A 19,611-nucleotide genomic window follows, 5' to 3' on the forward strand; every position below is an offset into this window, starting at 1 on the left:
AATCCATTTTCAAACTGTTAAATATTACAGTATCAGGGTATCAGGGGCTATGTACTGCATATTTGATCCTTTCTGCAATAATGATTCCAAAGCCCGGGCAATGTCAGCAGGCTGGGGCAGCGCGGCTTCCCTGATCATCCGGTTGTTGCGTACATAAGCGATCACTTCATTTTTACTTTGCAAACGGGCCGGTACATTCCAGGGAAATACTTTCCCACATACCTTCCACGGTGTATGTTGCGGATTGGTTAACGCATACAATACTATGACCGGCGTTTGCCTGGCGGCAGCTATATGAATGGTGGCTGTATTGACCGATACAATGGCGGCGGCGCCATCGGCCAGCGCAATAAATTCCCCTGCGGTAAACAGTCCGGCGGTATCAATAGCATGATCGCCAATCCCAGCAGCAATGGCGCTCGTCAGTGCACGTTCTTTGGCCGTACCAGTAAGCAAGATAGGCAGCCCGTAACTGGCTGCCAGTTTTCCCAATGTGATCCACTCACTCACCGGGTACATTCTTTTTTCTTCACTTACACCGGGGTGAAAAATGAGATAACCTTTTGTAAGATCCACCGGCAACTGATGCAGTTTGGCCAGCATGTTTTGCATATCAGCCTTACTTACTGTCAGCAGTAACCGGTCATCTGCAGTAGCAGCGCCGGTGACCGCCACCAATGCCAGGTCGCGCTTTACCTGGTGCTGAATAAAACTATAAGGTTCCTTATCAGGCAGCCAGTGGCTGAGCAGGCCATACGGATTCTCGCGGCTGTATGCCAGTCGCAGGGGAATGCCTGCCATCATGGTCAGCATGGCTGCGGGCAGCGCGCTCTGGCTGTAAACGGTGAAGATGATTGCTGCATCAAACTGCAGCTCACGTAACACGTTAACAAGTTCAAGCAGGTCATCGCCCGCTGCAGCCGCATCAGCTTTTATCCATGGCAGATCGCGGATGATCACATCATCTATTACCGGAATGTAACTGGTAATACTTTTAGCCAGGGTAGAGGTAAGCACGGTTATATGACAATGAAACGTTTCCTTCAATGCTTTTAAAGCGGGCGTCGTCATAATGAGGTCGCCCATATTGTCGGCTCTTATGCAAAGGATCTTTTTACACGTGTTCCACACTGGTTGTTGCTTTAACATATTCAATAATGGTAGCAGCAGCTTCTTTCCAGTTGCTGCACAGCTGCGTGGGCGTTCTGCTTTCGTTCAACACCCATTCGGTTTCATTACCATTATTTAATAAGATAGTTTTACAACCGGCCCTGTTGCCGGCTTCAACATCATTCAAAATATCACCGATCATCCAGGATCGTTCCAGGTCTGTATCCATTTCCATCGCCGCCTTTAATAACATCCCGGGCAATGGTTTGCGGCAGTAGCAGGCCTTTGCGTAAGGCTCGCGGTTGCCGTCGATATGATGCGGGCAGTAATAATAACCGTTTAACTGCACGCCGTTCTCCAATAATGTATGCTTAATAAATTGAAATACCTGTTGCACATCTTCTTCTGAAAAATAAGATAATGCAATTCCGGGTTGATTGGAAACGATGATCAGCTGGAAGCCTTGTGCCTGCAGCGATCGCAGGGCTTCAATGGCATTGTCTTCAAATTGTATCAGGTTGGTATTAACGTTATAAGGCACATCCTTGATCAGTGTACCGTCTTTATCAATAAAAACAGCTTTGTTCATACTACAGAACTTTTAAAACCAGGCAACAGGTTCAGCAGGTTCAGCAATGCTGTATGATCTGTTACCATTTGCAAAACAGGCGCTTTGGCCGGTTTATGCACATCGGTCAATACCTGGTTGTATACCTGGTGCATGGATGCTGCGATCTTGTTCCAGGTGAAACTATGGCGCACATGTTTAATGGCATTCTTACACATTGTACGATGCAGATCGGCATCACTCAGCAACAGGTTTATTTTAGCTGCCAGTGCAGTGGGTTCACGCGGCGGCACGAGGAAACCGGTATGTTCATCCACCACACTGTATTTTATGCCGCCTACATTGGAGCCTATCACGGGTGTTCCGCAGGCCATTGCTTCCAGCGGCGTGATCCCAAATGGTTCATACCAGGGAGTGGAAATGAATACATCCGCAGCAGCATAATAATATTTCAATAACGACCGGCCTTTACGTCCCGTAAATGTAACCTGGTCAGATACGCCGCTTTCCCTCGCCACTTCTTGCAGCCGGCCTATTTCCGGTGTAGACGCCGGATCAGGTGAATCTGATTCACCGCCCACCACCAGTAATTTTATTTTGCTGTTATGCCTGTTTACTTCGCCCAATGCCCTGATCACATTATCCACGCCTTTGCGGGGCACCATTCTGCCCAGTTGCAGAATGATCTTATCCTTTTTTGGTAGCCGTAAATATTCCCGCGCCTCCTCTTTATCTATGGGGTAAAACTCTTTTGGGTTGAAACCACAGGGCACAATTACGATCCTGTCAGGATCTGCATAGTAATGATCCAGCAGGTCTTCCTTATCCTGGGGGCATTCTGCCACGATCAGGTTGGCGTCATCGATGATATGTTTTTCGATAATGGTCCTTTCCGGCGGAAATCCGTCCTGCTGCTTCTGGTGCAGTTGACGCACCAGTCCCAACGCGTGAAACGTAACAACATACGGAATGCCTGTGGTCTTTTTAATATTCGATGCCACCAGGGCCGACATAAAAAAATGTGCGTGTATGATCTCATAATACAATTCCTGGCGGCTCATAAAGAACAGCATCTGAAAAGTGAACTCCTGCATGTATTGTAATAACTGCTCTTTTGGAACAAATTCGGGCGGGCCCGCAGTGATGTGAACCACCCGTACGCCGGGTTTCCATTCAACCACTTCGGGAACAGCTGTATTGTCGCGCCGTGTGTATATATCTATATGGTATCCTTTACGAGCCAGCTCCAGGCTCAGTTCGGCGACATACACGTTTTGTCCGCCATTATCTATGCCACCCAACGTAGCGAGGGGCGAAGCATGTTCACTGATGAAAGCAACCCGTTTCATACCGTCACGTTTTTATGATTAATCGCAAATTGAAATACCTCGTTCCATTCTCGTGTAAACCGATCCATACTAAAATGTTCCAGGGCAACTTGCCGGGCTTGCGCTCCCATAGTGATTGCCAGTGAGCGATCTTGCAACAACCGCTTCATATCTGCTATCAGCGCATCAACATCAGTGTTGATGAATGCCGATTCGCCATTTCTGAGCAGATTGGCGTATTCCGTTGTTGCCAGCGACACCACCGGTAAACCTGCCATCATGGCCTCGCACACCGACAGCCCAAAACTGGTGTGCCGTATCGGATTGAATAAAAACCGGTAACGGGTTGTGAAGGCGGTTAACCGGGGAAACAATACTTCACCCAAACCGCCATATTTCTCTGTGCCCATACCCGCCAGATCAACAGGTACTTCGGCCCGTACCTGTTCAAAAATATCCCAGCCGGTGATGCGGCCACGTTCCTTAATATGATTGATCACCACGATCCCTTTCTCCAACTCACCGGTATATTTGTGTGTGGGTTCTGTAATGCCATGTTGTATCACTTTGACCAGGGGAACATTGTTCTTCCACATTAATTTATTATAGTGGGTAACATGAACCAGCACCACGTCAGGATCAGTCAATGGATGTGATGAATTCACCGGATGCGGCTCCGGCGCATTGTGCTCCAGGTAAACAGCAGGTAATTGACGTTGCTCCGCTGACAATACCTCAAACTGATCGATGCGGTAATTCTTTTCCGACTGGAACAGGATACAATCAAATTGATGTTCCCTTACTTCTTCCGCAGGAACTTCAATTACATTATCGCCAAACAAAAATGTCTTGCCCCTTCCATAATAACCTTCATTCTTCTCTTTGTTGACAGGAATATAAATGTCAAAGCCACATTGGGAAAGATAATACAAATAGCTTCCGTGAATATGCCAGGTAAATAGCTTTAGCCTTTCTGATTGTTGTACAACTGAAGTCATAACGGTGATCTCATTTTAATGTTGAACTTCTCATTAAAGCATAAAAAGAATGCCGCATGAACATGTGGAAATAGAGAAACGCTTCTCTGACTTTCAACTTTTTATAAGGCGTTATGTCCACAACTTTCATAGACAAATGGCATAATTCACTTGGGTAAGGTATTTGATGCGTTCGCCAATTAATAACCATAATCATAAAAATTTCCCGTCGCATGTATACACTCGGAATTAATGCAGCATTCCATGACTCGGCCGCTGCGCTCATAAAAGATGGCGTTTTGATTGCCGCCGCAGAGGACGAACGCTTCACGCATATCAAACATGGCAAAAGGCCCATCCCATTCTCGGCATATGAACTTCCCTTCCATGCAATAGATTATTGTCTGCAGGAAGCCGGCATTACCATGAAAGAGGTCGATCACATCGCCTATTCCTTCGACCCTTCGCTGCTAAACAACCATCAGCAAAAAGCCAACGGCAACAACAATGTTGCTACAAGCATATTTTCCGAACAATGGAACGACCTGTTCCTGTCTTATATGCAACAGGCGCCCCAGCATCTGCGCGATGGCTATCCCCATCACCTGCAGAAGCGTTTGTCCGGGATGGTTATACAACCGGAAAGATGGCATTTCGTGGAGCATCATATTGCCCATGCCGCCAGCGCTTTTTTTCCTTCACCGTTTAAGGAAGCGGCGGTCTTAACACTGGATGGGCGTGGTGAACTGGCCAGCACCAGCTATTTTGTGGGGAAAGACAACTCGCTGCAGAAAGTGGGCGAAGTATGTATGCCGCATTCACTGGGTATGTTGTATGAAAAAATGACAACCTACCTGGGTTTCCTGCACTCATCCGACGAATATAAAGTGATGGCACTGGCCTCTTATGGCAAGCCGGTATACCTCGATAAATTCAGGTCCTTTATTCATCTGGATGGCAAAGGTTGTTATACCATAGATGATTTTTCTCCTGAAGAAGCGTTTGGACCGGCCCGCAAAAAGGGAGCGACATTTGAACAACGGTATTTTGATATTGCCCATTCCTTGCAGAAGGTGCTCGAAGAAACCGTGTTGGAACTGGCGCACTGGTTATATAAAGAAACCAAACAGGAAAACCTTTGTATGGCGGGCGGGGTAGCCCTGAATTGTGTGTTGAATGCGATCATCAGGGACAAAGGCCCCTTTAAAAATGTCTGGGTACAACCTGCAGCAGGCGATGCAGGAACAGCCCTCGGCGCCGCCATCTGGATTGACCGGAAATTCAATGCCGGCACACCGGCGCAGCCCATGGAACATGCATATTGGGGACCAGCGTATTCAGACGCCGACGTAGAGAACCTGTTGCAATGGATGAAGATCCCTTACCGCCGGCTGAACAATGTAGCAGCTGAAACCGCCAGGATCCTGGCACAGAATAAGGTCATAGGCTGGTTCCAGGGCAGAATGGAATTCGGCCCCCGGGCATTGGGCAGCCGCTCCATCCTGGCTTCACCCGCAGAAGCCTCCATGCAGCAAAAACTGAACGAAATAAAAGACCGCGAAGACTTCAGGCCTGTAGCCCCGGTAGTGATGGAGGAAGTGGCAGGGGAGTGGTTTGAGAATGCAACCGTTTCACCGTTCATGTTGTTCGTGTACAACATCAAACCCGACAAAGCCGACAAAATACCGGCAGTACGGCATGTTGACGGAACCGCGCGTATTCAAACCATCAACAAAAAGCAACATCAGCTGTATTACGATCTGTTGTACGAGTTCAACAAACTCACCGGCGTGCCGGTGCTCATCAATACCTCCTTCAACACCAGGGGCGAACCCATCGTTTGTTCACCCAAGGATGCCATTGCCTGTTTCTGGACATCACCTTTTGATGCGTTGGTCATTAATTCATTTTTACTGGAAAAAAATGCAGTTGCATGAAACCTTCCGTCTCTGTTGTGATCGCCACCTGGCAGCGCACTGCTTTGGTACAACGCTGCCTGGAGGCCCTGGCCAAACAAACAATGCCTGAAACTTTTTACGAGATCATAATTGTAACCGACGGACCCGACCCTGCTACCGTACGGTTTATGAAACAATGGCTCAGGGCATACCGGGGCAAGGTAGCCGTAACCTGCATTTCATTACCGGTGAAAAAAGGCCCTGCCGCTGCCCGGAATGCCGGTTGGCGTAAGGCGCTTGGCGAACTCATTGTTTTTACCGATGATGACTGCGTTCCACAACCGGAATGCCTGGAAAAATACTGGGTAGCGTATACCCCATACCGCGATACAGCCATTGCCTTTTCAGGCCGGATCATTGTGCCGCTGTCGGGCATACCTACCGACTATGAAAAAAACACGGCGCAGCTCGAAAGGGCGCGTTTCGTGACCGCCAACTGCGCCTGCAGCCGCAAATCGCTGGAACTGACCGGCGGGCTGGATGAAGAGTTTACGATGGCCTGGCGGGAAGACACAGCCCTCGAATTTGACCTGAGTGAAAAGAATATTCCTATTATAAAAGTGCCCGAAGCCGTGATCGTACATCCGGTACGGGCAGCCTCCTGGGGTATCAGCATTAAGGAACAAAAGAAAAGCATGTTCAATGCCCTCCTGTATAAAAAACATACACGGCTGTATGAAAAAAGCAGGATGGAAAGGCCGCCCCGGTATTATTATATAATTACCTGCCTGCTATTGCTGGCCCTGGTATTCGCTTTTCACAACAGGCCGGGGACCATTTTTTGCATGGCAGTTTGGATGATGTTCACCGGCTGGTTTGCCTGGAAGCGGCTGAAGGACACTTCCCGCAGCCTGCCGCATGTGGCAGAAATGATCTTTACCTCTGCCGTAATTCCGGTAATATCCGTTTACTGGAATTTGTATGGCGCTGTAAAATTTAAGACCTTTTTTGTATGATGACATTTACCACTGAAAAACCAAAGATCGCCCTGCTCAGGGCTTTGCAATTAGGCGATATGCTCTGCGCTGTGCCCGCATTCCGGGCTTTGCGCCAAGCGTTCCCACCGGCAGAAATCACGCTATTAGGTCTGCCCTGGGCGGGCTCTTTTGTTCAACGGTACAACCACTATATCAACCGGCATATTGTTTTCCCCGGCTACCCCGGCCTGCCGGAACAACCCTTCTCGCAAACAGCCTGGGACCAGTTTGTGGAACAGATGCGCGGGGAGCAATTCGATTGCATTATACAAATGCAGGGAAACGGCACGATTGTAAACGACATGTTACAGCAATTGGGTGCCCGGCGGCTGGCCGGCTTTCATCGCCATGATTGCCAGATGGATGCCGAATGGTTTACAGAATATCCCGAAACAGTGCACGAAATAAACCGCCACCTGTTATTGATGAAACACCTGGGCATTCCGGACAGCGGTACCCAGCTGGAGTTTCCTATAACCGACGAGGAGGAAGAGAGCATGCAGGAAGTAGCACCCTTTGTACATTATGAAAAATATGTTGTGGTGCATCCCGGCTCAAGAAGTTCGGCCCGGCAATGGCCGCCCTGTTATTTTGCCGCCATGGCCGATCACTGTGCCCAGCACGGGTATCGCGTGGTGCTCACCGGCACGGCAGAAGAAAAGTATCTTACAGATTATGTTGCCGCGCTGATGCAGCATAAGGCGATCAACCTGGCCGGCAAAACAAACCTGGGCGTTGTGGCCGCGCTCATAAAAAATGCCAGCCTGCTCATCGCTAATTGTACCGGCGTATCGCATATTGCGGCCGCCACCAAAACGCCCAGTATTATCATCAGCATGGATGGCGAACCGCACCGCTGGGGGCCGTTAAATCACGAACTTCATCATGTTTTTGACTGGACAAAGAGAAAATCATTTACGGAAGTATATCACCGGCTGTGTGACCTCATCCTGATGGAACAGAAAAAAGAAATAAGCTTATCGAAACCGGTGGCCATACAATTAGGAGCAATGGGTTTTGTTGCTCAATAGGATCATCAGTTCATCGAGCAGCATATGAATATTTTCCGGTTTATGAATGCAATAGGATGCCCCTGACTGCAAAGCCATCTTGCGGTCTGCCTCGCTGATATGTGTGGAATATATTACAAACACTGCACGATGCAGCTTTTCCACCTGTTTTAAATGCTTCAGGCAACAAAAACCATCATGCTTGGGCATATTGATATCGATAAATACAAAATCAGGCTGTAGTTCTTTTAGCAATTCAGTAGCCTCTTCCAAACTGCTGGCCCAAATGCAACGGCAATCGTTCTTAGCCATTTCCAATGCCAGTTTGATAATATAATACTCCTCTTCATCATCGTCTACCAGTAAAATTGTTTTTTGCATACAACTGTCTTTTGAACAAGGTTAATTTCAGGCAGCATGGGCTTCAGGGTTTTATCAGCAATCAATACCGCTCCCTTTTCTAAAAAGCAGGGAAGTTGCATTAATAAATGCTGCTGCTAAACACAGTTCACGTATAAAGCCATTAAGGGTTGATAAAAAAGAGTGATGGGAATATACAATAACAAAAAAGATGTATGAACAAACGGAGAGTAGGTTGAACCGTAGGTGGTATAAAGATACCTCTACTTGGCAATGAAAAAAAATTATTTTAGCTGATTTCAGTTCCCTGAATAGTTCAAACAGCAAAAACTTCAATGCCCTTTTATGAGTTTTTCCGCCAATTGTAACAAATGCTGGTTGGAAAATGGTTTTTCGAGAAAAGCATCGGCCCCGGCCTGATTTATCAGCGCACGTAAATGGGGCGTTGCCGACAAAATGAGCACAGGTATATGCTGCGTTGAGGGAGATTGCTTCAGGTGCCTGCAAATTTCCAGTCCATCTACCCCCGACAATTGTTTGTCGATGATAAAAAGATCGGGAATGTCATACTCACCATTTAAAATAAAATTGCCGTTTGGATAGGTGGCCGGGTTGAAACCCGCGCGGGTAAATAAAATATTTATGGCGTCGGATATGGCGGGATCGTCTTCAATGATGGTTACTTTTCTCATATGAATGAAATGTGTACATAACGCTTGCTGGTGGAACGGCAATGCAATATTAATCAATGTTAATGATCTGCTCCTTCCATACCATTTTCACCACCGTGCTTTAAATGCTATCCGCTGCAATAAGCAAGCCTGAACCGGCCTCCGATGGTTGTATATTGCCCATCAAAAAGGACATAAAAAAAGACTCCGGCTGTACCGGAGTCCTCATGTATTCTTCAGTCCCTTCGCTGGCATTATCCAGATCAGGTTGTCGGGGTATGTTCTCAGGTTCAATTTTCATGAGTAGGTTCCTCACGGATTCTTCTCATTTTATTTAACCACCCCCTTGAAGAATATTTGTCATTATTTATATAAAACACGTGCCAGCAAATGCCCGCTTTAACTCAAACGATCCTGGGGCATATTGTGGAAATATCTCAGCACCGGGTTCAACAAAAAAATTTTCTGGGGTATATTTTTTATGTTTAATGATTTGTAAATAGCTTTATTCACGAACGGTTCTCTCACCCTAGCTCGCCGTTTGTTCACACACTTCTGCTACAGACGTGTTCCATTTATTAATTACAGTTTAAATATCGATGTCAGGCACCGGTAATTTGATATATAACGTATAATAACAAACGTTGTTTGTACAGGAGCAGTTCATAAATAGTTGATCAGTGTTTACAACAATAAAGTAATCAATCCAGTGAGCATTAAAATTGCAGTATATGGTTCACATTTTCTAACGATTAAACACTTTAATTATGACTAGAAGAGATCGCCAGGGCAGCCAGGGTTCCGGCCGCCAAAATGAAAGAAGCCGTGGTCGCTTCGGCTCGCGACGTAATGAAGGTTATGGCCAGCAGGGAGGCTATGGAGGAATGCAGGGAGGCGGTTACGAGCAGGAAGACTGGCAACAGCAAAGAGGTTACGGTCAACAAGGCTATGGAGGAATGCAGGGAGGATATGGTCAGCAAGGTGGACACAGAGGTCAGCAGGGTGGTTTTGGTGGATCAGGGGGATATGGACGTGGCGGATACAGAGAACAGCAAGGTGGTTATAGCGGATATGGACAACAAGGATACGGCAACCAGGGCGGATATGGTCAGGAAGGTGAATGGGGACGTCAGGGCGGATATGGCCAGCAAGGAGGCTGGGGTGGTCAGCAAGGTGGCTGGGGCGGACATCAGGGCGGATATGGTGGCCAGCAAGGTGGATACGGAGGTCAGCAGGGTGGATACGGTGGTATGCAAGGTGGCTATGGCGGCATGCAGGGTGGTTATGGCGGCCAACAGGGCGGTTATGGCCGGCAGGGCCGCATGGGCCAGGGTTATGATGAAGACTATGATGAAGATTATAACCAGTCTCGTATGCAGGGCCGCTATCGCGGACAGGAACAGGAATTCGATGAAGATTATGACGACGATGATGATTATGGCATGCAGGGCCAGTATGGCGGCGGAGAAGAGGAAGATGAATGGTATATTGAAGAAGATGAAGAGGATGAAGATGAATATGGAGGCCGGCAGATGCAGGGCCGTTCCCGCCAGGGATTTGGCAGCCAGCGCGGACAGCAGTCCGAAGAAGACGATTATGATGAAGATGAAGGAAGAGGCGGTTCTTCCCGCCGTGGATTTGCCAGCATGCCTAAAGACCAGGTACGCCGCATAGCCAGTATGGGTGGAGAAGCACGCAACCGTTCCAACCAGGGCCGTTCAGGCAGTAAAAGCAGCTCCTCATCCCGCAGCCGTTCACAACAAAGCGGATCCAGCGGCCGCAAAAGCCGCTCAGGTTCCAGCAGCAATCGCAGCAGAAGCAGTTCCAGGTAAATATACCTGGTGTGAATAAGACAGGGTTTATAATGCAAGGATAGGGCGTTTTGCTCTATCCTTTCCATTCACTAATTTATAAACACCATAAAACTTTATAATATGGCCACGGCTACAGAAACAGGCAAACATAAAAACGGTCATATGCCGGAAACGACTGAAAGCAAAAAAAAGGGCGGTATGCAGCAAGGCGCCGATGAATCGCCATCTTACCTGCAGAAATTTTTTATCGACCAGATAAAGGATATGTATTATGCCGAAAAGGAATTGATCCAGGCATTGCCCGAAGTAAAAGCCGCCGCTACCACCGAAGAGCTGGAAGATGCGATAGACGATCACATTCAGCAAACGCGGCGGCATGTGAAAAGGCTTGAAAAGATCTTTCACATGGTGGGACAAAAACCGGAGGGGAAAAAATGTGAAGCCATGGATGGCCTCATTAAAGAATGCAGAACCATTATCCGCGAAACTGAAGAAAATACCATGACCCGCGATGCCGCTTTGATCATCGCCGCACAAAAAATAGAACATTATGAGATCGCTTCTTATGGCGGACTGGTGGCGCTGGCATTGACCATGGGTATGGAAAGAGCAGCCGATATACTGGATAAAACGTTGGCTGAAGAAGAAATGAACGATCAGTTGTTGACAGATATCGCCGAAACATATATCAACGTGGAAGCCGAACACGAAGGCGCCTATAACTGGGATAAAAAAATATGGGTAGTATAGCCCTGGAATTCCCGCAGAGCAAAAAATTAACCCCTGCATTGGCAGGGGTTAGTTTTTTTATTCAGCAGGTAAATAACATTCAAAAGTGGCGCCGTCGTTTAGCTGCGAGATCGCCTGGATAATACCATCATGCGCTTCAACGATCTTTTTGGCTATCGCCAGCCCCATGCCGGAACCATGGTACTGGCTTTTGGGATGCATCTTTTCAAACATAATAAAAATGCGGTGGGCGTCTGCCGGATCGAAACCGATACCATTATCAGTAAACGTCAAAAGTACCATTGTTTTGTTGGTCGATCTAAAGCCGGCAGGCAATTCATCGCCCTGCACCAGCCGGCTCGAAATGGTCACCCGCGGTTGGTTACCGGGCGCCTGGAACTTCAGGCTGTTGTCGATGAGATTATAGAACAGCGTTTGAAGCATTTCTTTATATCCCCGAATGGCCGGCAGTTTACCGGCCGTAACCACCGCCTGCTTTTCCGCTATTTTATGCTGTAGTTTATAAACCGCATGGTTAAAGATCTCGTCCAGCTCAATGGTCTTTCGCTCCTGGTTAAAGCTGTTGATCTGGCTGAGTGCGCTGATATCATCCAGCATCAGGTTCATGCGGTTCAATGAAGCCTGTATCCGGCGGATATTGGCTTTGCCGCCATTCGACAAAGCATTTCCTTCCGATTTCATCAGCAGCTCAAAGGCTGTATAAACATGCCGTAATGGTTCCTTTATATCATTGGTGGTAATGTATGTGAACGTGGCCATCTCAGTAGAAGCAGTTTCCAATTGGCGATACCTGAGCTCGAGCGCTTCATTCAACTGCTGTAATTTTTTCTCGGCCTTTTCCCGGTGCGATACGTCATGCATGATGTTCATCACCCCTTTTACATGACCGTCGTCATCTTTTAAGGGTATAAAATGATTTTCGTAATTCTGGCGGTTCAATAAACCGGGCCGTGCGGGCAGATATGTTTTCTTGCCCCGCATCGCAAATTCGATAGCTTCGATCATTTCCGGGTCTTCCTGCAATTGCGGGAACACCTCAAAATAATATCTTCCAACAATGTCTTCCTTTTCAATACCTGTTACCGCTGCGGCTGTTTTGTTCCAGGCAATAACCCGCCCCTGATCATCAATAGCCATCACCCGGTCAATACTGCAATCATTGAGTATCTCATATAAATTAGCAAGAGCATGGTCCCTCTGAGTATCTTTTTGCATGGAAAGGTATTTAGAGTTTGTATGTATGCGGCACCTGTAGTACGTTAGAAAAGAGCTTATGGAGTACGGAGCCCAAATATAAATTATTCAAATGATTCTCAAAATGATGGTGGTTACATAATCAAATTAAAATAAGGTATGTCATTTGAAGACATAGTGTTTAAATACACATCAAATTTGCTGCCATGGACATCATCGTTGAAACACCCAAAGGAAGTGCGCAGAAATATACCTATGATAAGGACCTGAAATTATTCCGTTTTAAGAAAGTGCTCGCTGCCGGACTTGTATTCCCTTTTGACTTTGGTTTTATTCCCGGCACGCGGGGAGAAGACGGCGACCCGTTGGACATAATGGTGATCTCTGAATACAACGGCTTCCCGGGTTGCGTAATGGATGTACGCGTCGTTGGCTGCCTGCCTGCTATGCAAACATATGCAAGGAAATCTTTCCGCAACGATCGCTATATTGGCGTACTGGAGCAAAGCTCAGCCTATGAGCAGATCACGACGCTGGAAGATCTGCCCTCGGCCTTAATCGATAGCATCAAGCTGTTTTTTACCACTTACCTTCAGGCGGAAGGAAAAACGGTTAACTGGGAAACAGAATTGAATGCGTTGCAGGCGATGGAACAAGTTCAAAGTTCAAAGCTTTGAGTTCAAAGTTTAAAGTTCAAAGTTCAAAGTTTTAAGAGTCTAAGTTTTGTCTTAAGTACAAAGCCTAAAGTACAGTTTAAAGTTCAGGGAACTTTAAACTGTAAACTATGAACTATGAACTTTTAGTAGGCGGGGGACTGTGTTTTCGAACCGCGGGCGCAACCTTGGTTCCAAGCAGCTCAATGGCCTTCATAACATTGGCATGCGGCATGGTGCCCACACTGATGTGTAACAGAAAACGGGTTAAACCGAGTATTTCCTGTTCATATAGTATTTTTTCGGTCACTTCCTGGGCGCTGCCTACCAGCAGGGCGCCCCGTTTGCTGCGCATGGCTTCAAACTGTTGCCGCGTCATGGGCTGCCACCCACGTTCTTTACCCAATTGGGTCATTACATGATTGTAGGAAGGATAAAATTCGTCAGCCGCCTGTTGCGAGGTTTCGGCTATATAACCATGTGAATGTACAGCCAACTGCAATTTTTGTTCATCATGTCCCGCTTTCTTGTAAGTATTGCGGTACAGTTGCGCCAGGGGCACAAAGTTTTCCGGACTGCCACCAATAATAGCCATCGCCAATGGTAAGCCGTAATTAGCGGCCCGCACGACCGATTGCGGTGTTCCACCCACGGCTACCCATACAGGCAGTTCAGGCCGATACGGCCTTGGATAAATACCCAGGTTATCGATCGCCGGCCGGTGTTTGCCTTTCCAGGTTACTCTTTCGCTTTTATTGAGTTTTACCAGCAGGTCGAGCTTTTCGGCAAAGAGGTCATCATAATCATTCAGGTCATAGCCGAAGAGGGGAAAAGATTCAATAAATGAACCCCGGCCGGCCATGATCTCAGCACGGCCATCGCTCAACAGGTCAACTGTGGCAAAATCCTGGAACACCCTGACCGGATCATCAGAACTCAGAACGGTCACGGCGCTGGAGAGTTTGATGTTTTTTGTTTTAGCAGCAGCTGCTGCAAGAATAACAGCAGGCGAGGATGCGATAAAATCGGGCCGGTGATGTTCACCGACCGCAAAAACATCCAGTCCAACCTGGTCCATCAGCGCTACTTCTTCCATCAGATCGCGCATGCGCTGGTGCTGCGAGATGGTTGCCCCCGTGTCAGGATCGGGCGTTAATTCAACGAATGTGCTTATTCCTATTTCCATAATTATATGCTTAACGCTAAACGCTTAACGCATAACGCTTAATACAAAACGACTTGCTTTTTCGTGGTAGAATGCCTTAACTCTGAAACGCGAAATATAAAAACAACCTGCTTTTGCGTTTTGCGTTCGGCGTTCTGCGTTCAGCTTTCTGCATTTAATAACCAAATGTATCCTAAAAATGTTTATATCTGGTTCACTATACTCTGGGGAAGTAACTGCAAAACAACTTATTTTCACGCCATGAAACACATTGCTTTAGCCATTGCCAATCTGTTCATTGGAAGATTTCCAGATGTTTGAAAGGGACCTGCCGGGTGAGAACAAATCGGGACTAAGCTTTCAAAAACCTTCCGACGCCATGCCGCTCGAGACCTGCGAAACGATCAATGGCGCCTGGGGCTATAATATCACTGACCGAAACTACAAATCAGTGAAACAGGTAGTGCAGTTGCTGGTAAGCGCTGCCGGCCGTGATGCCAACCTGTTGCTGAACGTTGGACCAATGCCAACAGGACTGATACAATCAGAATTTGTTGATACGCTGGCCGGGGCAGGGAAGTGGCTGCAGCAATATGGCGAAAGTATCTATGGCACCCGGGGCGGACCACTGCCGCCACAAACCTGGGGAGTTAGCACGCAAAAGGGAAAACTGATCTACCTGCATTTATTCAAAGCACCGGAAGGAAATACCATCTTACTGCCTGATACAAAACTTAAGATCAAGCAAGTGAAATTACTGGGCAGCAATACACCGGTGAAATTCACCAAACAAAAGAATGGCGTCGCCATTTCAACAGAAGGTATTTCGCCCGATGGGGCGGATACTATTATTGTGGTGGAAAAGGGCTAGTAGTCAATAATCGTGAGACGGCAAACGGAAAACCGGCAAATGTGAAACGGCAAACATGTAAGAGCAAACGGAATACCGGCAAACGTGAAACGGCAAACGAAAGAACCGCTAAGGAGATTGCAAACATAAAAACATGTTGACCGGACTGGACTTTGCCTCCCTGCCCGCCCAAGCCTTGGCGAAGGTCGGCCTCCTTAAGCCATCGCCAGGATCTTAGCGCCACCCACATATTTTACCATCTGGATCTGGCCTTTAGGCATATTGCCGAAAGCGATGCCTGCTGCCAGCAACAGGCTATGGCGATTGAACTGCTTTCTATCAGCAGCTCGCTCATAATACGTACCGAGCTTGTTTAATTCCATTGTAAATGGTTCACTGCGGGGCGTGACAGCCATCCAGTCTGTTTCCTCGATCGTATACATATTCATCTCTCGATTTGCACCATGCTCAGGCTGATATTCTCCATTTGAATAAAACATGTCTTCTACAGTAGCTAAAACAGCAATAAACCTGTACCAGGAATATTTACCGGGCGGGAAAAAGTTGATGCCAGGCATCAGCGCCGGAAAAGTGATGGACGCTTTCACCGTTTCTTTTGACAACGTGTAGTCAAGCTGGTTGGCTACTATGGTTTCAAAAGGGGTGCGGCGATTGAGGTTAAAACCCTGCAGCAGGCCTGGCGCTTTACTGAGTTCAACATTGCGCTCTCCATGCGGATGTTCGGTGTCCAGCGCCTGTATAGGTATAAACAAGGAGTTTAACGGACCCGCCAGATTAAAATCACCCAGGTATTTGAGTGGGCGGAGCGCTTCCAACACCTGTCCCGCAATGCGGGCTCTTCCGCCAAATTCCTTATTGTTCTTCCGGGTGGTGGCAAAGGAGGCCCGCGTTTCAATTTGCCTTTTGGTAGGCCCACCCTTCATTCGTACGACGGGTTTATCAGACCCGCGGACCTTATATACAGAAATATTACTTACTGTGCCCGTAAAAGAAAACGGAGGTTCAAATTTTCCCATAACAGTTGGTTTAATGGTTGATTAGCATGTTGGCAGCTGCTCATTTCCGAACTGCAACATCTCGCTGCCCAAACAACACATGCAAATTAATGAAAATATCTCAACTTCGTTCTATCATTCAGGTTATCTATCTTTTACACATTAAATGGATACACATATCCTATAACCCTTCCGCAGCGTTACAGCTTCGCCACTCCCAATTACCAGGTTATTTCCATTTGTTTACCCTTGTACCAATCCAGGATCGCCTCTGCTTCGTATCTGATTCGCCCATTTCCCCATCGTCTCAGCTATGTTTTTCATCGGTTTGCCGTACATGTCCCGTATCTTTAAAGGAACGGGTTATGTACGGCACATATACGAGACATGTACGGAACATGTACGAAACATCAGCGAAGCAGGTACGAGGCAAACCCGGCCCAGGGGTAACCGTGGGGTAAGGAACAGGCAACAAAAAGTTAATGCTACTGTGCGGCAGTGTAGGGGGAAATTTCAGCCTTTTTTAAGTTCAGCTTTGGCCTTTGGCTAGTCAACGGCTTGAAAAGTAGCCAGGTAAAGTTAATGTTAAGTTGCTCATGAATGCCGTAGCTGAACCTCAATAAAAAATTTCGTTTCACTGATAGTTGTAACAAAATCGCCCACGGCGATACATATAACGTTGTATGCATGAAATGATCTGTAAAGGGCCCGAATGGCATGAAGCTTTGTAAAGCGTTCAGGCATCCGGGTATGGCCATGTCACTTGTCAATGACCACGCTGAAAAGCAGGTATTCTTGAACAGTTAATATGGCCGCCTTTTAAAATACATTTTATTTGCATGCTTTTCAATTGAAACTAAAACCTCAAACATTTTATGAAAAAAGTAATTTTCCTGGGCGCTATGGCCACTGTCCTTGCATTTGCTGCCTGTAAAAATGATGGCAAAAAAGAAGAAACCAATGAAGCCACTGGCGCAACCCAGACTGCTGCCACCAGTGAAGAACAAAAACCCGCTGCAGCCAATCAGCCCAAGGAATACAACGTAACAGCCACACCCGATACGGCTATTTTGGGTAAGAAAAAAGAAGCGCTTGTGAAAGTGAACGGCGCTACCGCCATGGCATTGACCGATCCTGATGGTAAAGACAATGGTATTGAGCTGGTACTTAAGCTTACGCTCACGAATAAACAACAGATCGGAGAAGGAAATGGGGTGTTTATGGATTATACCAAATCACGTTTACAACTGGATAACGGAACCAATATTACCTGTGACAACGCCACTGATCATTTACGGGCAGAACCGGAAGCTACTTCCAAACAGGAAGAATGGACTTACAAAATTCCTGCAGGCGCCAAACCTACTGCCCTGAACCTGTTCATGAATGATACCCGCGTATCACTAGGAGTTGCTTTAAGCGATAAATAAGTATAATCTGCGTGCAAAAACGCCAGATAACTGGTGAGTCATTCCAAAGAGTGGCTCACCTTTTTATTATACATACGCGCCATAGCTAAAATGACAATTAAAACCACGGCTTAATATCCTGACTATTATCTTTTATAAAAATTAATTGTATTATGTACATCTTCACCTGCTCCATACTATAACCGAAGAAATTCTTTACCGCCGCCATACACTTTGATCAGTTATGAATTTGGCGTGGTTTTGGCTATAAGCCAGCCGATCTAACAACACGAGATGTATTGAACCGTTTATATAACGCTTTTGGACGCCCGCAGCGCATGTGCCATTTCAGAACGGTGTTATATAGGTATTGACTGTTCCCCGCTATATTACTTATCAATAACTCAAAACAAACTGATCAAATGAAAAAAATGATCCTGTCCATGGTGGCATTTGCAGCCCTGGTCTATTCCTGTAGCAAGGATGATGATAAAGATTCAACCAATGAGTTGATCGTGGGAAAATGGAGTATGGAAAGCCAGTACCGGAATGTAGTTACCAATAATGTTGGCAAACGCGATACAACAAAATTTCCTGCTGGCATCCAAACCTGGGAATTCACCAGCAACGGAAAAGCTTATATATATGTGATGACTGCCGGTGGTGCTGCCAGAGATACGGGTGATTATTCAATAAGCGGTTCCAACGTGATAATAAAACAGAAAGCATTGGCTGACACTTTTAAGCTCGTTACTATTTCCAGTTCTTCGTTACAGGCCTATAAAAAGCTCATCAGTTCCTCCACCAAATACACAGAATACTGGTTCAATTATAAAAAGCAATAACACCTTCCATTATTCCAGCCCCTGTTAACAGGGGCTTTTTTTTGCCCGATATATGCAAGCAGGAACGCGTTTGCCGTATTTTGGACCTCCCGCTGATCTTTCATCATTTTTGTAACAGTACTTGCATAAGCCGGCTATTTATATATTTTTGCATACTCATACCATATTCATGAAAAACAACCCCGGCTGCTTACGATCCGCGTATACCTTGTCGCGCCATTGGCATAATCAGAAGTTGGCACACCTGACCTGATGTGAACAACACAAACCACCACAGTCGCTGAAAGAAATAAATTTATTATAAGTCTGATTGAATATAAACGCGACGGTTATTCACCTGTATTCGTACGCTTAACCTGCCTTACAAAAGACCCATAACAATAATTACAAAAACAATTAACCGAAAACGACCTAAGAATGAAAAAAACGATCGTATCTATGCTGGCTTTATCGGCCCTGGTTTTTTCCTGTAAAAAAGACGATAAAAAATCATCCAGTGACCAGATCATTGGAAAATGGACCCTCGTAAGCCATTATGAGAACCAATTTTATAGCAATGCCCCTCATCGCGATACAACTTTATATCCTTCAGGTTACGAAACCATTGAATTTAAAACTGATGGAAAGCTGTATATCCAGGGTATCGATATGAACGGCCCTTATAAAGATACCACCGCTTACAAAGTAGATGGTTCAAATCTTATCCTGCAGGGCCAGGACACACTTAAGATCAGTAATATTTCCGGTGCTGATCTGCAATTGTATGTAAAGTACCAATATGCCGCAGATGAGTATGATGAATTATGGGCTAATTATAAGAAATAGTTCGACTTTTCATACATACAACAGTCCCCCGGCTAAACCGGGGGATTTTTTTTGCAGGTTATTTTTGCAGGTACGTGTTTGTCGTCACCCCTTTATTAAAGCCGGCTTTGTTATCTTGTCAACTTATCCCT

Annotated in this window: 19 protein-coding genes and 1 riboswitch; of the genes, 10 read left to right on the forward strand and 9 right to left on the reverse strand. The window is 46.5% G+C overall.

Going from position 1 to position 19,611, the window contains the following annotated elements; all coding sequences use genetic code 11:
• Positions 1 to 24 precede the first annotated feature (24 nt).
• Genes JUB15_RS11530 through JUB15_RS11545 form a run of 4 tightly spaced genes read right to left on the reverse strand, consistent with a single transcriptional unit; the run spans position 25 to position 4,004 of the window.
• The gene (locus JUB15_RS11530; protein ID WP_207512637.1) at positions 25 to 1,149 is read right to left on the reverse strand and encodes a glycosyltransferase family 9 protein; all 1,125 of its coding nucleotides are present in this window, start codon (positions 1,147 to 1,149) and stop codon (positions 25 to 27) included.
• A complete protein-coding gene (locus JUB15_RS11535; protein ID WP_207512638.1) occupies positions 1,115 to 1,699 on the reverse strand; it encodes a D-glycero-alpha-D-manno-heptose-1,7-bisphosphate 7-phosphatase in 585 nt (194 codons plus the stop codon). The genes JUB15_RS11530 and JUB15_RS11535 overlap by 35 nt, the downstream gene beginning before the upstream one ends.
• Positions 1,696 to 3,027, reverse strand: coding sequence for a glycosyltransferase family 4 protein (locus JUB15_RS11540; protein ID WP_207512639.1), 1,332 nt, complete (start codon positions 3,025 to 3,027; stop codon positions 1,696 to 1,698). Before JUB15_RS11540 ends, JUB15_RS11535 begins: the two co-directional genes overlap by 4 nt.
• Positions 3,024 to 4,004, reverse strand: coding sequence for a glycosyltransferase (locus tag JUB15_RS11545; protein WP_207512640.1), 981 nt, complete (start codon positions 4,002 to 4,004; stop codon positions 3,024 to 3,026). Before JUB15_RS11545 ends, JUB15_RS11540 begins: the two co-directional genes overlap by 4 nt.
• Positions 4,005 to 4,216: 212 nt before the next feature.
• Between JUB15_RS11545 and JUB15_RS11550 the strand changes: the two genes are divergently transcribed.
• From JUB15_RS11550 to JUB15_RS11560, 3 genes are read left to right on the forward strand one after another with little or no spacing between them, the layout of a single operon-like run.
• Positions 4,217 to 5,920, forward strand: coding sequence for a carbamoyltransferase family protein (locus tag JUB15_RS11550; RefSeq protein WP_207512641.1), 1,704 nt, complete (start codon positions 4,217 to 4,219; stop codon positions 5,918 to 5,920).
• Positions 5,917 to 6,897: a glycosyltransferase family 2 protein gene (locus tag JUB15_RS11555; protein WP_207512642.1), complete on the forward strand. Its 981-nt coding sequence runs from the start codon at positions 5,917 to 5,919 to the stop codon at positions 6,895 to 6,897. Before JUB15_RS11550 ends, JUB15_RS11555 begins: the two co-directional genes overlap by 4 nt.
• Positions 6,894 to 7,949 carry a glycosyltransferase family 9 protein gene (locus tag JUB15_RS11560; protein WP_207512643.1) on the forward strand — a complete coding sequence of 352 codons (1,056 nt, stop codon included), beginning with the start codon at positions 6,894 to 6,896 and terminating at the stop codon, positions 7,947 to 7,949. Before JUB15_RS11555 ends, JUB15_RS11560 begins: the two co-directional genes overlap by 4 nt.
• Here the strand turns inward: JUB15_RS11560 and JUB15_RS11565 are convergent.
• Together JUB15_RS11565 and JUB15_RS11570 are read right to left on the reverse strand one after the other, a co-directional pair.
• Positions 7,920 to 8,309: a response regulator gene (locus JUB15_RS11565; protein ID WP_207512644.1), complete on the reverse strand. Its 390-nt coding sequence runs from the start codon at positions 8,307 to 8,309 to the stop codon at positions 7,920 to 7,922. The two genes, JUB15_RS11560 and JUB15_RS11565, sit on opposite strands and share 30 nt — an antisense overlap.
• Positions 8,310 to 8,620: 311 nt before the next feature.
• Positions 8,621 to 8,980, reverse strand: coding sequence for a response regulator transcription factor (locus JUB15_RS11570; RefSeq protein ID WP_207512645.1), 360 nt, complete (start codon positions 8,978 to 8,980; stop codon positions 8,621 to 8,623).
• A 202-nt stretch (positions 8,981 to 9,182) separates the two neighbouring features.
• Positions 9,183 to 9,315: riboswitch (TPP riboswitch) on the reverse strand.
• 411 nt (positions 9,316 to 9,726) lie between these two features.
• On the opposite strand from JUB15_RS11570, the gene JUB15_RS11575 reads away from it, so the two are divergent.
• Positions 9,727 to 10,791 carry a KGG domain-containing protein gene (locus JUB15_RS11575; protein ID WP_207512646.1) on the forward strand — a complete coding sequence of 355 codons (1,065 nt, stop codon included), beginning with the start codon at positions 9,727 to 9,729 and terminating at the stop codon, positions 10,789 to 10,791.
• A 102-nt stretch (positions 10,792 to 10,893) separates the two neighbouring features.
• The gene (locus tag JUB15_RS11580) at positions 10,894 to 11,523 is read left to right on the forward strand and encodes a YciE/YciF ferroxidase family protein (RefSeq protein WP_207512647.1); all 630 of its coding nucleotides are present in this window, start codon (positions 10,894 to 10,896) and stop codon (positions 11,521 to 11,523) included.
• Positions 11,524 to 11,580: 57 nt separating this feature from the next.
• Here the strand turns inward: JUB15_RS11580 and JUB15_RS11585 are convergent, their stop codons facing one another.
• Positions 11,581 to 12,738, reverse strand: coding sequence for a sensor histidine kinase (locus JUB15_RS11585; RefSeq protein ID WP_207512648.1), 1,158 nt, complete (start codon positions 12,736 to 12,738; stop codon positions 11,581 to 11,583).
• 185 nt (positions 12,739 to 12,923) lie between these two features.
• Between JUB15_RS11585 and JUB15_RS11590 the strand changes: the two genes are divergently transcribed.
• Positions 12,924 to 13,394, forward strand: a complete 471-nt coding sequence (locus JUB15_RS11590) for an inorganic diphosphatase (protein WP_207512649.1) — start codon at positions 12,924 to 12,926, stop codon at positions 13,392 to 13,394.
• A gap of 112 nt (positions 13,395 to 13,506) precedes the next feature.
• Here JUB15_RS11590 and JUB15_RS11595 read toward each other — a convergent pair whose 3' ends face one another.
• Positions 13,507 to 14,556: an LLM class flavin-dependent oxidoreductase gene (locus tag JUB15_RS11595; RefSeq protein ID WP_207512650.1), complete on the reverse strand. Its 1,050-nt coding sequence runs from the start codon at positions 14,554 to 14,556 to the stop codon at positions 13,507 to 13,509.
• 277 nt (positions 14,557 to 14,833) lie between these two features.
• Between JUB15_RS11595 and JUB15_RS11600 the strand changes: the two genes are divergently transcribed.
• Positions 14,834 to 15,406 carry an alpha-L-fucosidase gene (locus JUB15_RS11600; protein ID WP_369411537.1) on the forward strand — a complete coding sequence of 191 codons (573 nt, stop codon included), beginning with the start codon at positions 14,834 to 14,836 and terminating at the stop codon, positions 15,404 to 15,406.
• Between the two features lie 194 nt (positions 15,407 to 15,600).
• Here the strand turns inward: JUB15_RS11600 and JUB15_RS11605 are convergent, their stop codons facing one another.
• Positions 15,601 to 16,422, reverse strand: coding sequence for a hypothetical protein (locus tag JUB15_RS11605; protein ID WP_207512651.1), 822 nt, complete (start codon positions 16,420 to 16,422; stop codon positions 15,601 to 15,603).
• An 854-nt stretch (positions 16,423 to 17,276) separates the two neighbouring features.
• Here JUB15_RS11605 and JUB15_RS11610 point away from each other — a divergent pair.
• From JUB15_RS11610 to JUB15_RS11620, 3 genes are all read left to right on the forward strand, one after another.
• The gene (locus tag JUB15_RS11610; protein ID WP_207512652.1) at positions 17,277 to 17,831 is read left to right on the forward strand and encodes a hypothetical protein; all 555 of its coding nucleotides are present in this window, start codon (positions 17,277 to 17,279) and stop codon (positions 17,829 to 17,831) included.
• 401 nt (positions 17,832 to 18,232) lie between these two features.
• Complete coding sequence (locus tag JUB15_RS11615) at positions 18,233 to 18,655, forward strand: lipocalin family protein (RefSeq protein WP_207512653.1); 423 nt, start codon at positions 18,233 to 18,235, stop codon at positions 18,653 to 18,655.
• 417 nt (positions 18,656 to 19,072) lie between these two features.
• Positions 19,073 to 19,480, forward strand: a complete 408-nt coding sequence (locus JUB15_RS11620) for a hypothetical protein (protein WP_207512654.1) — start codon at positions 19,073 to 19,075, stop codon at positions 19,478 to 19,480.
• The last annotated feature ends 131 nt before the right edge of the window (positions 19,481 to 19,611 follow it).

It is taken from the genome of Longitalea luteola, from assembly GCF_017356035.1.
Taxonomy (GTDB): domain Bacteria; phylum Bacteroidota; class Bacteroidia; order Chitinophagales; family Chitinophagaceae; genus Niastella; species Niastella luteola.